The sequence below is a fragment of the Flavobacterium cheongpyeongense genome (assembly GCF_003202435.1).
GTDB lineage: Bacteria > Bacteroidota > Bacteroidia > Flavobacteriales > Flavobacteriaceae > Flavobacterium > Flavobacterium cheongpyeongense.
The window spans coordinates 207,661-223,805 of record NZ_QJHK01000003.1; the positions used below are offsets into that span (position 1 = coordinate 207,661).

Annotated in this window: 12 protein-coding genes; 7 read left to right on the top strand and 5 right to left on the bottom strand. The window is 32.5% G+C overall.

Annotated elements, in window-relative coordinates; genetic code table 11:
* Positions 1–25: 25 nt before the first annotated feature.
* Positions 26–6,424: an alpha-2-macroglobulin family protein gene (locus DMB65_RS04995; RefSeq protein WP_110305577.1), complete on the bottom strand. Its 6,399-nt coding sequence runs from the start codon at positions 6,422–6,424 to the stop codon at positions 26–28.
* Positions 6,425–6,546: 122 nt separating this feature from the next.
* On the opposite strand from DMB65_RS04995, the gene DMB65_RS05000 reads away from it, so the two are divergent.
* Positions 6,547–7,209, top strand: coding sequence for a tetratricopeptide repeat protein (locus DMB65_RS05000; RefSeq protein ID WP_317048113.1), 663 nt, complete (start codon positions 6,547–6,549; stop codon positions 7,207–7,209).
* A 64-nt stretch (positions 7,210–7,273) separates the two neighbouring features.
* A complete protein-coding gene (locus tag DMB65_RS05005) occupies positions 7,274–8,629 on the top strand; it encodes a UDP-N-acetylmuramate--L-alanine ligase (RefSeq protein ID WP_110305579.1) in 1,356 nt (451 codons plus the stop codon).
* 86 nt (positions 8,630–8,715) lie between these two features.
* Here the strand turns inward: DMB65_RS05005 and DMB65_RS05010 are convergent, their stop codons facing one another.
* Positions 8,716–9,351: a DUF1287 domain-containing protein gene (locus tag DMB65_RS05010; protein WP_110305580.1), complete on the bottom strand. Its 636-nt coding sequence runs from the start codon at positions 9,349–9,351 to the stop codon at positions 8,716–8,718.
* Between the two features lie 90 nt (positions 9,352–9,441).
* On the opposite strand from DMB65_RS05010, the gene DMB65_RS05015 reads away from it, so the two are divergent.
* From DMB65_RS05015 to DMB65_RS05030, 4 genes are all read left to right on the top strand, one after another.
* Positions 9,442–9,903 carry a GNAT family N-acetyltransferase gene (locus tag DMB65_RS05015; protein ID WP_110305581.1) on the top strand — a complete coding sequence of 154 codons (462 nt, stop codon included), beginning with the start codon at positions 9,442–9,444 and terminating at the stop codon, positions 9,901–9,903.
* Positions 9,904–9,916: 13 nt separating this feature from the next.
* The gene (gene radC, locus DMB65_RS05020) at positions 9,917–10,606 is read left to right on the top strand and encodes a RadC family protein (RefSeq protein ID WP_078225727.1); all 690 of its coding nucleotides are present in this window, start codon (positions 9,917–9,919) and stop codon (positions 10,604–10,606) included.
* A gap of 3 nt (positions 10,607–10,609) precedes the next feature.
* A complete protein-coding gene (locus DMB65_RS05025) occupies positions 10,610–11,296 on the top strand; it encodes a YjjG family noncanonical pyrimidine nucleotidase (RefSeq protein WP_110305582.1) in 687 nt (228 codons plus the stop codon).
* 93 nt (positions 11,297–11,389) lie between these two features.
* Positions 11,390–12,145: a hypothetical protein gene (locus DMB65_RS05030; protein WP_110305583.1), complete on the top strand. Its 756-nt coding sequence runs from the start codon at positions 11,390–11,392 to the stop codon at positions 12,143–12,145.
* A gap of 12 nt (positions 12,146–12,157) precedes the next feature.
* On the opposite strand, the gene DMB65_RS05035 is transcribed toward DMB65_RS05030, so the two are convergent.
* Positions 12,158–13,435 carry a replication-associated recombination protein A gene (locus tag DMB65_RS05035; protein ID WP_110305584.1) on the bottom strand — a complete coding sequence of 426 codons (1,278 nt, stop codon included), beginning with the start codon at positions 13,433–13,435 and terminating at the stop codon, positions 12,158–12,160.
* 218 nt (positions 13,436–13,653) lie between these two features.
* On the opposite strand from DMB65_RS05035, the gene DMB65_RS05040 reads away from it, so the two are divergent.
* Positions 13,654–14,421, top strand: coding sequence for a rhomboid family intramembrane serine protease (locus tag DMB65_RS05040; RefSeq protein WP_110305585.1), 768 nt, complete (start codon positions 13,654–13,656; stop codon positions 14,419–14,421).
* A gap of 100 nt (positions 14,422–14,521) precedes the next feature.
* On the opposite strand, the gene rlmB is transcribed toward DMB65_RS05040, so the two are convergent.
* Positions 14,522–15,256 (bottom strand): 23S rRNA (guanosine(2251)-2'-O)-methyltransferase RlmB, encoded by a 735-nt coding sequence (gene rlmB, locus DMB65_RS05045; protein WP_110305586.1) that lies wholly within the window; start codon positions 15,254–15,256, stop codon positions 14,522–14,524.
* Between the two features lie 96 nt (positions 15,257–15,352).
* Positions 15,353–16,135: a hypothetical protein gene (locus tag DMB65_RS05050; protein WP_110305587.1), complete on the bottom strand. Its 783-nt coding sequence runs from the start codon at positions 16,133–16,135 to the stop codon at positions 15,353–15,355.
* Between the last annotated feature and the right edge of the window lie 10 nt (positions 16,136–16,145).

Here is a 16,145-nt window from a genome sequence, read left to right on the forward strand (position 1 = left end):
TAATTTAGGGATTCACAAAGTCTTATTAATTAACCTTTAGTCTAATTCCCTTCGTATGACTTGCAAATTCAGGAGCATACATACTTTGAATAGTTGTAATTCCATTAGAGAATTCTCCGCTGTTATTTACTCTGATGTCATATTCTAAAATATAAGTTCCTTTGTTTATTTGATTAAAAAAGAAATGTGTTGCAGCATCTTTGGTACTCATATAATAACCCAATCTATCTTTGTACTGATATTGTGAGAGTACATTTACAGGTTCAAAACAAGAAGCACGCATGTCTTTCAAATGAATATATTCTACATCTTCTTTAGTAGTAATAACTAATCGGACAGTTACCAAATCACCTGTTTTTAAAGGATTTTTAGTTGTGATTCTTTCTAATTCATCACCTTTCAAAGTATTTTTCTTCAGATATAATTCTTTGGCAACAGATAAAACCGCGCCGGAGTTATTTTTTATTTTATCCAAATCTTCAAAATACTGCCAGTAAAGACCTCCAAATCCTGGAACTTTAGATTTGTTTTCAATTTTTACCGAAGCCATTTCTTTTTTCACTTCATCTGCTTTCCAGTTCATTTTAATATAACCGGTGGCAGCTTCTTTTTCGTTTTCGGCTAATTTTTTGGTCATGATTTTTTCATCTCCCAATTTTATTACGGTATTATCTTTTACAGAAAGCCAGTCGGTTCCCTGCAGCAGTAATGCATAAACTGCTTCTGTGGTTGATTTTGTTGTCGGCCAGTTTTTGGTTTGTTTATTTTTTAGTAACCAGACTTTCATTGCATCCACAGATTTGGTGTCCTGAGTAACTTCGGCGAAGGCCTCAATCAATAATGCCTGAGTTTCAATTGGAGCCTGATACCAGTACCAGCCTGCTTTATTGGCAATCCAGTACATTCCCCAATCTTCGTTATTGGAAGCTGTTTCTTTCAGACTTTCGATGATTTTTCTGGCGGTTTCTTTTTCTCCAAAACGACTTAAGGTCAATGTAGCCAAACCTTTTTCATAAATTGAATAAGTAAGCCATTCTACTTTTGCTCTTTCGAAATAGAGTTTAGTTGCTTTTTTTAAAGTATCTGAAAGTGGATATTTCTCTAAATAAAAACTTCTGGTATAAAGGTAATGCAAGTCAGAATACGGATTAAGCCACAATAGTTTTTCTCCTTTTCTTAAGTTAACGGTTCTCGTTTTATGATATTCTAAAAACTTTTGATCTAAATACGGAATTCCGGTTTTAGCAATCTCATCCATTTTAGAAACATTGCTTTCATCTTTACTCAGTTTTGATAAATGTCCTAAACCTGCCAAAATATGTCTGGTAATATATTCGCTTTCATCGCCACCTTCAAACCATGGAAAACCTCCGGAGCTGTTTTGTTTCTTTTTTAGTTTTTCAAAAGTAGCTTCCTGCGATGTTTTCATTTTTTCTAAATCAAACAAAAGAGCCAGATTCTTTTTCTTTTCCTCTTCGCTTTGTGCAGCATCATTCAGCCATGGTGTTTCTGCCAGAATAATCGATTTTAATTCTTCGTTTTCTTCTAACTTGGAATTCAGTTTTCCATTTTTTCTCCAGTCTTCAAAAACAGTTGCGATTTTAGGATTGCTCGAAATGATTTCAGAAGCGAGTGCATTTGCATAAAAACGGGCAAAAGTCTGTTCGGCACATTCGTGTTCATATTCCATCAAATAAGGTAATGACTGAATGGCAATCCAGGTTGGGTTTGACGTATATTCCAGTGTGAATTGGTGATTTCTTAAAGTGCTTGAAGTATTATTTTTTAAATTTTCAAAAGTGTATTCTTTTACTGAGTTTTCACGTACCCAAACCGGAATACTTTCGGTAACAAGCATATTGTTAGTTAGGACTGGAAGGATGTTTTCTTCTCCATCAGAGAAATTACCTGATTTGGCTACAATTCGATATTGAACGCCTTGTAAACCTTCAGGAATTGTAATGGTCCAGTTTGCTGTTGTGTTACCATAAGCTGAAATGGTAAAGTTTTTAATGTTATTCGTATTCAGCATTTTGGCATCAATTTGTTGCATGGTTACAGCGTCAAAGAATTGTAAACTGGCTATTCCGGTTTTTGCTTCGGCGGTAACATTTGAAATTTTGGCACTGATTACAATCGTATCTTTTTCTCTAAGGAAACGAGGGAAATTCGGCAAAACCATCAATTCTTTTTGTGTAATGACGCTTTTCTCTAAATAACCGGAAACCGCATCTTTATTATGTGCCAATAAACGCAATTTCCAGGCGGTGAGAGCTTCAGGAGAAGTAAAGTTGAAACTTACATTTCCTTTAGCATCGGTTTTTAAATGAGGTAAAAAGAAAGCGGTTTCAGATAAATTTTTTCTGGCTTTTACTTGTGTTAATTCTTCTAAAGCTTTTTTTGTTGTGATAATAACGACTCCGTGTTCGCCTTTAACTCCGTAACTGGCTTTTGCTTCTTCATCTTTTACAACCGCCATGTCTAAAATATCTGTTGGATTTAGTTTTTTAAATTCTTCAACAGTTGCTATTTTTCCATCGATGATATATAATATGGATTCATCAATAACCAGATTAGTAAGACCGCTGATAATTTTTTTTCCTGGTATAAATTTTATTTTACTTGATCTAAAATAATATTCCGGATTCAGGCTGTCTTTTGAATTGACAAAAACAGGTTTTACAAATTTTACCTGATCTACTTTTGTTTTAAACGCTGCAGCATCAAGCCTTATTTCATTTATAGCTCCAGCTCCAACAGATTCTTCGGGTGCAAATGCGGCATCAGCATCTCCTTCAATTGTTTCACTTCCTATTTTTTTATCCTTTAATTCGGTAATAGTGATGCCAAGGTCTGTGTATCTGCTGTTGTAAAAGTCAAAGCCAAACCATTTTAATCTTGTTTCTTCATTACTAAAATTAATTTGTGGATACATTTCATTGAGATTTTCCACAGTTGTGAAAGTACTATCAAACCCTAATTTGGTTTTGAAATTAGCATAATTAGAATTGTACTGATTAAGATTTAAAAGATTCCAGTTTTTTACAGAAAATTGATCTAAAGAGCTGTCATACATAGACGCTAAAACTTCAGCTTCGTTTTTGGTTTGAAGACCGTTTAATTTGAAAGACCAGTTTTCTGCAGTTCCAGGTTGTATTTTGCTTCTGAAACTTTCAACAATCCATTCCAGTTTAGGTTCTTTGTTTTTAAGGATAATGTCAATCTGATTTGTGAAAGTTTCATTTTCAAAAACAGATTGGAATCCTAATTTTAATTGTTTTTCAAATTCATTTTTTAATGGAATTTTGACCGTTGTTTCATGGTTTTTTAAATGAATTACATCCTCAAAATAAACTTTACTTTCATAGTTTCCATTAGCCATAATAAATAACTCAGGAATTACAGATGATAATTTTACAAGGATGTATCCATCTTTTTTAGCATCAGTGTTGAGCTGTTCAGCAGTAAATAATTTACCTGGATTGAATTTGTCTTTACTTTGTTTAATGCTGAAGTTTGATGTAGTTTCAATAGGGTTATTAAAACTGTCATTAGCAGAAAATACAATTTTATAATTACCGGATTTATAATTGGAAATAAAATCCAGAACTAATTTTTTGTCTTTTTGAGTATCGATTTTTTTTGAAAACAATAAAGTTTCTGAAGCTTTTGCAGCGGTCTCATTTGAAATTTCATACGGGAATAATTTTTCAAAATCCTGTTTTGAGATCATTTCAATTTCAGGCTTGTCAAAAATTCTGGGTTTGAATTTGTTTAAAACAGGACTTAGAAAATATAATTTGATTTCACCTTTGGCAGCCAAAAATTCTCCATTTAAGTTCGTACTGCTTAGCGTAATTTCATTTTTGTTTCTGGTCTCAATTTCATCAGGAATTTGGGTATTTAAAATTAAATCATGATAACCAATTTTTACTGTAGTTTGTGCCGAATGGGTTTCGCCGTTTATATCTGTAATCGTGGCTTCAATTACGTAATTAAAAATGGGTAATTTTTCTTTTATATTGTTTTTCGAAGGCAAGGCTGTAAAATCAATAATAAATTTTCCTGAAGCATCAGTTTTTGTTTCTCCTGCAGCTAAGGTTTCATTTTCTTCATTGCCAAAATAATTTCTAAAATAACTCGTAAATCTCTTTACGGTATACTTCACAATAGCATCAGAGACATTGCTTCCGGCAAAAGCTGTTGCATTTCCTTTTATCTTAACTGACTGATTAAGCTGAAAGCTTTCTTTTTTGGGCTCGAAATTTACCTCGAATTTTGGACGTTTGTATTCTTCAACGGTAAAATAATGAGTAGAGTTTTCAAAAACTGTATTATTCCAAGAAGCTATATCATTTTCTTGTATGTCATCCGGTTTTTGCGCTTTAATATGATAATTACCCGTTCTTCCTGTTTTTGGCAATATAAACTCTCCTGAGAAAGAACCAAATTCATTTGATTTTAATTCAAATTCTTTTATGTTTTGATAGTTGGCATCTGTTACTATAATTTTATATAAAGTGTTCGCCTTGATACTTGTTTTGGTTTTATTTTTCTGGAAAGCAATTCCTTTAAAATACACAGTTTGACCAGGTCTGTAAATGGCACGGTCTAAATAAAATTCAACTTTTGTATTTGTTTTTTCATTCCCGGTGATTTTGTAATTCGACGTATACGGAATATAATTTTTATGAATAATAATAGTATCATTCGCATGCGAAAATTTAATTGGTTTGTAATTGTAATCACTATTAGAAACCTGAAAGTATGTTTGTCCGTTAGCATCTGTTTTGGAAATCTTACCAGAAAATTCTACAGTAATATTTTCGAGCGGTTTTCCGCTTTTTCGATCTAAAACCTGATACGTTTCAGTCTGATCTTTTTTAGAAGCAAGTACTGAAATATTCGAAATTGTAATCATTTCATAACCATACGCTTTTTGATCTTTTATATCCGAATTGCTCTCGAAATAGACTAAATAATTCCCGGTGTCTAGTTTTGGCAATAATACTTCGGTTGAATGATTGAAATAATCTTTTTTATCAATTAAATTATAGCTTTCCGAGCTTATTTTGCTTTGTTTTTGAATGATTAAATTAACCAGACTGTCTTTTCCGGATTCTGACAATTGGTAAAATTTGTCCCTCTTAGATAAGTCAATTTTGTAAAAAGAAATTATAAATTGATTTACATTTTTATAATTAATATATGCTCTGGTATTTTCATTTTGATAACTGTTCTTTTGAAGTTGTACAGACAGAATTTTTGAAAGAATTTCTCGTTTTTTTAAAGATGCAAGTTTTGAAGTATTTGTATTACCGTCTATTTTTATAATTTCGTCAATTATTGAAAGGGCTTCAATATTATTATTTGGATATAATTCTTTAGAAGCTTTTTCAATCAGGATTTCTGCTTTTTGCAGTTTTATATTTTGAATAAGGTTTTTATCCTGAGTTTCTTTTTCAAGCTTATCTAAAAAGGTATTGAAATTTTCATCGGATTTGAGCAAATAATTATGGCAAAATTTAGCACGTTCAAATTGATTCTCAATGGATGGATTATTTGCTTCTTTTTTTTGATACAATGATAAAACTTTTTTAGCATTCTCTTCTTTTACAAAATCCAGATTAAGTTTTAAAAATGATTCAGAATTACCCAAGAGTTCATTTCTTTGGTTGATAAAATCAACGTCCTGAATTGTCCAACTCTGTATTTGTTCAGTGTAAAAATCAATATTTTCCTGAAGTAAGTAATTGTATAAATTTTCTTTTTTGAACTTTTCTAAAACAGGAAAATCAAAAACAGCTTTGTAATTAATCAATGGAGTCGTTTTTAAAGTTGCTTCGTTTTCTAATGTTTTTTCAAAAGCTGCTATCACATCATTTTCAGATATAATTTCTGCAGGTAAATAATCTGATTGTGGGACAGCTACAGAGTCTATGGAAACATAGGTAGTATCAATAACTACAGCGGCAGTATCAATTGTAGCGGCAGCCTCATCAATTAGTGCTGCAGCACTATCCACGACTGCAGCAGCATAATCAACTGTAACAGCGGTACTGTCAACTGCATATGGCTCGCCGTAATTGAGGTAATCTTTCAGGTATTTTGCATAAATCAGATTCAAAATCGCTTTTGATGGAATGGAAACACGATTAATATCTGTTTTAAGATTAGTTATAATTTTATTTTTTGCATTCTCCTCAAGTATCTGAATATACTTAGACTGATAAAAAAAGCATTTTATCATTTGTACTTCATCTTTTTTAACAACTGCTTTTTTATAAATTTTCGCAACTACTTCATTTGCAGACTTGATTTTGCCTTCATTTTCGTAAGTGATCGCTTTTGCCCATTTTTTATCATTTTGTTGTGCAAATAGTGTTGCGGAAAAAAGCAGGAAAACAAAAAGTATATTTTTCATAAAGTGAGTTTAAAGGCATTAAATAATTTTCGTACAAATTACTAATTTATCTCTAAAAGCAAAGAATACATTTTATATTTTGTTATTTTTGATTGATGAGACAACTAATGATTTTTTTCGTTTTGACACCATTTTTTTTGTGGTCACAATCCAATTTTGAAAAAGGGGAGCAGTTGTTTCATGCCAAAAAAAACAAAGAAGCCGAAGTTGTTTTCGAAGAAAATCTAAAGCATCATCCCAATGATATTAAAACTCTGGAGCGTTTGGCAGATATATCTGCAAAAGAAAAACAATGGGAAAAAACAGCCTCATACTACAAAAAGCTAAAACAGCTAAAACCTACTGAAGCGGATTATTTTTATAAATACGGAGGATGTTTGGGTATGCGTGCTTTGGAGGTGAATAAATTAAAGGCATTTGGAATGGTGGATGACATGAAATCATCATTTGAGAAAGCGATTGATTTAAATCCTAAACATCTGCCAGCACGTTGGGCGTTAATCGAATTATATCTGCAGCTACCCGGAATATTGGGAGGGAGTGAATCGAAAGCATTGAAATACTCTAATGAGCTGGCAAAATTATCACCCGTTGATGGTTATTTGTCTAAAGGAAGAATTGAGGAGTACTTCAAAAGATATGATTTGGCAGAAAAAAATTATCTAAAAGCACATGAAATTGGCAATTCAAAAGTTACATTTCAAAAATTATATAATTTATATTTGAACAAATTAAAAGAGTCTAAAAAAGCTCATGAATTAAAACGAAAATTCGACTCGAAATAATCAAATCTCAAATACTGAATTCTGAAAACAATTAGAATTTAGAACTTAAAAATTGAAATTTTAAATGAAAACACATTTCATCGCCATAGGCGGAAGTGCGATGCACAATTTAGCATTAGCGTTGCATAACAAAGGATATCAGGTAACAGGAAGCGATGATGCAATTTTTGAACCTTCAAAATCAAGATTAGAAAAAAAAGGAATTCTTCCTGCAGAAATGGGATGGTTTCCTGAAAAAATTACTGCCGATATTGAAGCAGTAATTTTAGGAATGCATGCCAAGGCAGACAATCCTGAGTTATTAAAAGCACAGGAATTAGGCTTGAAGATTTATTCGTATCCGGAATTTTTATACGAACAATCTAAAAATAAAACCCGAGTTGTAATTGGTGGTTCTCACGGAAAAACGACAATTACTTCGATGATTTTGCACGTAATGCATTATCATAATATTGAGGTTGATTATATGGTGGGAGCACAGTTAGAAGGTTTTGATACCATGGTGCATTTAACAGAAGAAAATGATTTTATGGTTTTAGAAGGAGATGAATATTTGTCTTCTCCAATTGACCGTCGCCCTAAATTTCATTTGTATCAGCCTAATATTGCTTTAATTTCAGGAATCGCCTGGGATCACATTAATGTGTTTCCAACTTATGAAAATTATGTTGAACAGTTTGAAATTTTTATTTCTAAAATTACAAACGGCGGTATTTTGGTTTACAATGAAAATGATTCTGAAGTAAAACGTGTTTCAGAGGCTGCAACCAATCCAATTCGTAAACTACCTTATCATACACCGGAATATTCGGTAAGCGATGGTGTAACCTTATTAAAAACGCCAGAAGGAGATATGCCAATCGAAGTTTTTGGAGCACATAACTTAAATAATCTTGCCGGAGCCAAATGGATCTGCCAAAATATGGGTGTTGATGAAGCCGATTTCTACGAAGCGATTGCAAGTTTTAAAGGTGCTTCTAAACGATTGGAAAAAATTGCAGAAGGAAAAGGAAAAGTCGCCTATAAAGATTTTGCGCATTCACCAAGTAAAGTAGCTGCTACAACAAAGGCAGTAAAAGAGCAATATCCAAACAGAACTTTAGTAGCTTGTTTAGAACTTCATACTTACAGCAGTTTAAATGCCGAATTTTTAAAAGAGTATGAGGGCGCACTAGAGTATGCTGATGTTGCTGTTGTGTTTTATTCACCTGATGCTGTAAAAATTAAACAATTAGAAGAAGTGACTTACGAACAAATCGCTAATTCTTTCAATAGAGAAGATTTGATTATTTATACCAATCCAGCTGAATTCAAAGAATATCTATTCAATTTAAATCTGGACAATTCAGCCTTGCTTTTGATGAGTTCAGGTAATTATGGAGGTTTGAATTTCGATGAAGTTAAGACCTTGATTGAGTAAATTAATTCGTTAATCAGATAATTTGATAATGTGCCAATTGCTATGCAGTTGGCATTTTTTTTAAAATTATCTAATTGACACATTCTCTAATTTGAAGCCCCTTCGTATTTAAAGTGTCCCACAATCTTATACTCAAACAAACAGTCTTCCAAAACCTGACCGCCACCAACATTATGAACAATAAGATTTCGTTTGCCGTCTTCTGATTTTTTATTTGTGATAATTCCAATATGAGGTAACTTTCCATTAATCATCCAGGTTACAATTTCTCCTGTTTTATAATCTCTTGCATCTTCAGAAACAGGTAATTTTGTTCCTTTTCTTTCAAAGAAAACTTCTAAATTAGGAACTCTGCGATGATCTATGTTGGTATCGGTCTTGGTCATTTCCCACTTTTTTAAGTTTGGATATTTAGAGAAATTTTCGATCATGTCTTCATGTACTTCTTTTTGTAAATCAATATCTAATTTTCGATAGCTGCGAATAACAACATCCGTGCAAACACCTTTGTTTACCGGGATGTCTCCATTTGGGTATTCTATTGCAAAATAAGTTGGATCATAATCTATCGAGGGGTCAATTATAGATATTGCCGCTTCTGAAAGTTTTTCTTCGAAAGTTTTTACGACAGGGTTGTTGTTTTTAATAGCTAAATTGCTGTTTTCTTTTTGATTACAAGAAAAAAGGCAAATCATGATTAAAAAGATATAGTTGAATTTCATTTTTTTTGTTTTAAAATTAAGGATTATCAGAATAGTAAATGTATTTTAATGAATGATTTTTCTTATTTTTGAAAATATTGATAAAACTATATGCCTGAAAAAATTAAAGTTGTTCATACAACAAGCGAAAATCCTGATTTCATATTTTTATACAACACCTTTGATACTTTTTTGTGGGAACGCTATCCTGAATTAAAAACGGATTATTGGGGTAATAACGTAATTGAATTCAATCCAAATGTGGTTATCGTTTATTTAGATGATAAAGCGGTGGGTTGTGGCTGTTTTAAAAAGTATCATGAAACTGCTGCCGAATTGAAAAGAATGTTTGTTTTACCAGAAGGAAGAGGGTTAGGAATAGCTCAGCACATTATTAAGGAGGTTGAAAGTAAAGCAATTGAACAAGGTTTTAAGATGTTGATTTTAGAAACTTTGTATAAACAACTGGAAGCAATTAATCTGTATCAAAAAATGGGTTTCGAAATAATTGAAAATTATGAACCTTATGTAGGCCTTACAAATAGTATTTGTATGAGCAAGAACATTATTTAATATATAGCCCTGAATGGAAGTAGCACATTTTCCTATTACAAACTGGTCAGAAGACGACCGTCCACGTGAAAAACTAATGCTGAAAGGCAAAAATGCTTTGAGTGATGCCGAATTAATTGCCATTTTGATTGGCTCCGGTAGTAGGAATGAATCGGCGGTTGATTTAAGCAAAAGAATTTTAGCTAGTGTAGATACCCTGAATTCGTTAGGCAAGATGTCTGTTTCCCAATTGATAGATTTTAAAGGAATAGGTGAGGCTAAAGCTATTACTATTATTGCAGCATTAGAATTGGGCAGAAGACGTAGGGCAGAGGATTCAGTTGAATTAACAAAAATCACATCCAGTAAGTTGGTTTTTGAAATCATGCAGCCTGTCATTGGTGAACTTCCTCATGAGGAATTTTGGGTGCTTTTTCTGAATAATTCAAATAAAGTTATTTTAAAATCTCAATTAAGTAAAGGAGGTATTTCCGGAACTATTGTTGATGTTCGTCTGGTTTTTAAATTAGCACTTGAATCTGGTGCTACAGGGTTAATTTTATGTCATAATCATCCTTCCGGTACTTTGATTCCAAGTGATGCAGATAAACACATTACCAAAAAATTAAAAATGGCAGGAGATAGTTTAGATGTTAAAGTTTTGGATCATGTGATTATTACTGAAACAAAATATTATAGTTTTGTAGATGAAGGAATTTTATAAATTATGCATACAAATATTACCGATATTTTTTTTGACTTAGACCATACACTTTGGGATTTTGATCGAAATTCAGAAATGGCTTTTGACCGAATTTTTAAAAGCAAATTTCCTGAAATCAAATGTCAGGATTTTATCCAAAAATATATTCCGATAAATCAGGCCTGTTGGAAGTTATATCAAAATGATGCAATTACACATTTAGAATTGCGTTACAACAGATTAAAGTTTTCTTTCGATGCCTTAAATATTGTTATTTCTGATGCAGATATTGATCAGATTGCGAATGATTATATTGAATTTCTGATAGAAAATAATCATCTTTTTGATGGGACGATTGAGATTTTAGACTATTTAAAATCAAAGTATAAATTACACATCATAACAAATGGATTTGCTACTGTTCAGGAAAAGAAAATAAACAATGCAGCTTTGCGTGATTATTTTACTACAATTACAAATTCAGAACTGGCAGGTGTAAAAAAGCCAAATAGTATTATCTTTGATTATGCAATTAATTCGGCAAATGCTTCAAAAGAAAATTGTATTATGATAGGTGATTGTCTGGATGCTGATGTTAACGGTGCCCTGAATGCAGGATTAGATGCTATTTTTTTTAATGATAAAAAAATCCAGGCTCCGGAAAATATTAAACAAGTTAATCATTTATTAGAACTCAAAAAATATTTATAATTATTAAAATCGCCATTATAACAAGTTTGTTGTAAATCTTATTAAATAATTGGCAATAGGATATGTTACCGCTAACAAATAAATTTTACATATATGAAAATTAAACTTTTTTTAATAACACTTTTTATTTCTGCTTTAGGTTTTTCTCAATCAATTAATGATTATAAAGCTGTTATTGTGCCTATTAATTTTGATTTTGCAAAAGGGATCAACCCATACAGGCTGTCAACTATGACAAAGGCAAATTTAATAAAAGCAGGTTTTCAGGCTTTTTATGAAAATGAACAGCTACCGGCAGAATTTTCAAATCGCTGTGATTTATTGTATGTTGATGTAAAAAGAGACAATGCTTTTTTAGTAACAAAACTTTTTGTAGAATTTAAAGACTGTTACGGAAAAGTAGTTCATACTTCTGAAACCGGCAAAAGCAAAGAGAAAGAATATGAAGCAGCCTATCGTGAATCATTAGATATGGCATTTATATCGATATATGGTTTGAATTACAAGTATAGTGGAAAAACTGCAATAATAACTTCTGGTGTTGCTTCAAATGTTGCTGTGAATGTCCAGGCAGTTACTGCAAATTCAGTTTCTACGCAAGTGGCTACACCAATTGCAGATGTTTCTGATCCAAATTTATTGTATGCACAACCAACTGAAAATGGATATCAATTAATTGATAAAACACCAAAAGTGGTTATGAAATTGCTTAAAACCTCCCGTCCGGATTCATACATAGCAATAAAAGATGGTGTTCAGGGAACTTTGAATGCAAAAGACAATCAGTGGTTTTTTGAATATTATCAAAATGATAAATTAGTTTCTGAGAAAGTTTCAGTTAAATTTTAAATATAATTTGGTTTAATAACCATATTTATCTTTCCAACGGTTCTTTAAAAATTCACGGTTGCTATTCTCTCTTGAATTCTGACCTGGATTATAAAGAACCGTTTCTTTTATAGCATCTGGCAAAAATTCTTGTTCTGCAAAGTTATTGGCATAATCATGCGAATATTTATAGTCTTCACCATAACCTAATTCTTTCATTAGCTTTGTTGGAGCATTGCGCAAATGAATCGGAACAGGCAGATCACCGGTTTGTTTTACCAATTGCTGCGCACTTCCAATCGCCATATAGGATGCATTACTTTTAGGCGAAGTAGCCAGATAAATAGCGCATTGACTCAGTATAATGCGACTTTCAGGATAACCAATAGTAGAAACAGCCTGAAAAGTATTATTTGCCATGATAAAAGCTGTAGGATTGGCATTTCCAATATCTTCACTGGATAAAATCAACATTCTTCGGGCAATAAATTTAACATCTTCACCGCCTTCGATCATTCGGGCGAGCCAATAAACAGCACCATTAGGGTCGCTTCCACGAATTGATTTTATAAAGGCAGAAACAATGTCATAATGCTGTTCTCCGGTTTTGTCATACAAAACAGTGTTTTGCTGAACAAGTTCAAAAACCCTATCGTTTGTAATAATGATTTCATTGCTATCAGAAGCGTTAACTACCAACTCAAAAATGTTTAATAGTTTTCGGCCATCTCCGCCAGATAATCTTAGGAGTGCTTCGGTCTCTTTTAGAGTAATATTTTTTGTAACTAATTCTGCATCCGTTTTCATGGCACGATGCAACAACGCTTCTAAATCGGTTTTTGTAAAAGCATTTAGTATGTAAACCTGACAGCGTGATAATAAAGCAGGAATCACTTCAAAACTTGGATTTTCTGTAGTGGCACCAATTAATGTAATCCATCCTTTTTCAACAGCAGCTAAAAGCGAATCCTGTTGTGATTTGCTAAAACGATGAATCTCATCAATAAATAGAATTGGATTTTTAGCAGTGAATAATCCACCGCTTTGTTTTGCTTTTTCAATTACATCACGAATGTCTTTTACACCGGAATTTATTGCACTTAAAATATAAAATGGTCGCTTAGATTCCTGGGCAATAATCTGTGCAAGAGTTGTTTTTCCTGTTCCGGGTGGTCCCCAGAAAATAAGTGACGGAATAATTCCTTTTGAGATTTGTTGCGTTAAAGATCCGTTTGGTCCTACCAAATGACTTTGACTAATATAGTCTTCTAATTGCTGTGGGCGAATGCGTTCTGCTAAAGGTGCTTCCATTTTACAAAATTACGAGTTTCAATTTAATTTTAATTTTTTAAGGAGCTAATTCCTGCTGTCCGCTATATCTTTTTTGGCAGAAAAAGCCAAAAAAGGATGTCGCTTCCATCAGGGCTATGAATTGTATCTTGAGAAATTTATATTCTGCTGACAAATTATCAGTAAATGGTATTTGGATAGTTTTTTGATGGTAAATTATTAATTTGATTGTTAAAAATATGAACGATAACCATTTTAAATTTTCAATCGCAGTTATTGGACTTCCGGTATTTTTTGTCCTTTTTTTGTGGATTGTTTATTGGATACAGATTCGGTTTGATTTTGATTTTTATCAAAACGGAATTTATCCACGAGATTTCTCAGGTTTGCAGGGCGTTTTGTTTAGTCCCTTCATTCATGAAAATTTAAATCATCTATACAATAACTCAATTCCACTTTTAGTATTATTGGCGGCCATGCAATTTTTTTATCCAAACCAATCTTTTGCTGTAATAGGTTATGGGATTTTATTTTCAGGTCTTATAACATGGTTTATCGGCAGGGAAAATTATCATATTGGAGCAAGTGGATTGATTTATGTTTTGGTGAGTTTTATATTTTTTAAAGGTATTCAAACCAGATATTATCGTTTAGTAGCACTTTCATTTGCTGTAGTTCTGCTCTATGGTGGAATGATTTGGTATGTTTTTCCAGATGTAGATCAAAATATTTCATGGGAAGGACACTTGGCAGGTTTTATAACAGGCTTCGTAATATCTTTGTTCTATAAAACACCCGAATATACAAAACCAATTGTGTATGATTGGCAAAAACCTGATTTTGATCCCAGTGATGACCCTTTTATGAAGCACTTTGACGACAATGGTAATTTTGTTAATACTGAAATCCCTGAAGAAGATTCTCAAATGGTATCTTCCTATTTCAATTCTGATGTTTCAGTTCATTATATTATAACTAAGCCAAAATCAGAAGAGGAAGATTTGTGAAAATTTATCGATGACTAGTTATTTTAGTCTTATATAGAACAAAACCTTAACAAAAAACACCTCAATTGAGGTGTTGAAATTCTTCAGAAAAGATTATTATTTATTTTCTTTGGCGAACAGTTTCATATAAGAATGCTCCGCAGGCTACCGAAACATTTAATGATCCGATTGTACCAAACATGGGAAGTTTTGCTTTTTCATCGACGATTTTAAGAACAGAAGGATTGATACCTCTGTCTTCAGATCCCATGATGATTGCTAAAGGTTCATTTAATTCCAAATCATAAATATTTTGTTCTGTTTTTTCAGTAGCAGCAATAGTTTTGATTCCTGAACCCTGAAGGTAGAAAATAGCATCTTTGATATGCTCCACTTTGCAAATAGGTACATTAAAAACAGCTCCGGCAGAAGTTTTTACGGTATCTCCATTTACAGGTGCTGATCCGGCTTTTTGAACAATAATTCCGTTTACGCCAGTGCATTCAGCCGTTCTGATAATGGCACCAAAATTTCTGGCATCAGATATTTGGTCTAAAATTAAAAACAAAGGTTTTGCACCAGACTCAATTGTTGATTCAACCAGATGTTCTAAATCGATAAATCCAATCGGAGATATCGTCGCAACAGCTCCCTGATGGTTATTTGGTGTTAAACGGTTCAGTTTTTCAACAGGAACGTAGGAGAAATTAATGTTGGCACGTTTCATTACCTTCATTAAATCCTTCATTAACTCACCCGAAATTTCTTTTTGGATAAATACTTTGTCGACTTCTTTTCCTGCCTGAATGGCTTCTATAATAGCTCTGATTCCAAATATTTGATGTTCTTTTTCCATGGTGTAAATATAGGCATAATGTTTTTATAAAAAAAAACCACCAGAAATGCTGGTGGTTTTAGTTTATTCAAAAAAGAATTTTTTTAATCTTTATTCTTAATCTTCTGCTTCAAAAGTAACAGTTGTAGAAATTACATCTGTTTGATTTCCAGCAGTTACAGTAAATCTATAAGTGATTTCATCTCCATCAGCAATTCCTCCATAAGTTGAGTAAGGAATTGCCGCAATGTCTACTGTTTGTTTTACTGTTGAAAATGTCCCAGGAAGTGCTAAGAAAGTTTCTCCATCTTTAGACCATTCACCAACAACGTTATTTACAGTTGTTGCTGCTTTGTTAACGACTGCATAGTTAATTTCTACAGGAGTTAAGTCATCGATCGTTACAGTTGATACTCCACTAGTTGTGCTAGTAACAAGATCACCATCTGAATTTAAAACTTTCCAAACAATACCTTTTACTATTGTTAGTGTGTAAGGTACTTTTGTAATGGCACCATCAGAATATGTGCTTACAAAAACCAATGGTACAGCACCTGGCGCTAAGCTTTTTAATGAAGATGCATTGAATGAAGCAGCTGTACTTTCAGAATTAATAGTAGCATCAGCAATTTTGTCTCCAATAATCACAGGAGCATTTGCAACTGTATTATTATTGTAATACACCTCAATTTTATTAGCTTTAACTCCAGCTTTAGTAATAACTTTTATTGCTAAATCGACGTTTTTGTCTAAATTACTAATTGATGTTGTTGTTAGTACAGCGTTTCCACCACCTAAGTTGATAGTGTCAACTCCTCCGTCATCATCAAGAGAATCACAAGAAGCGAAACTACCTGCTAATAGAGCAATGCATAATATTTGTTTTATATATTTTTTCATTGGTATTGTT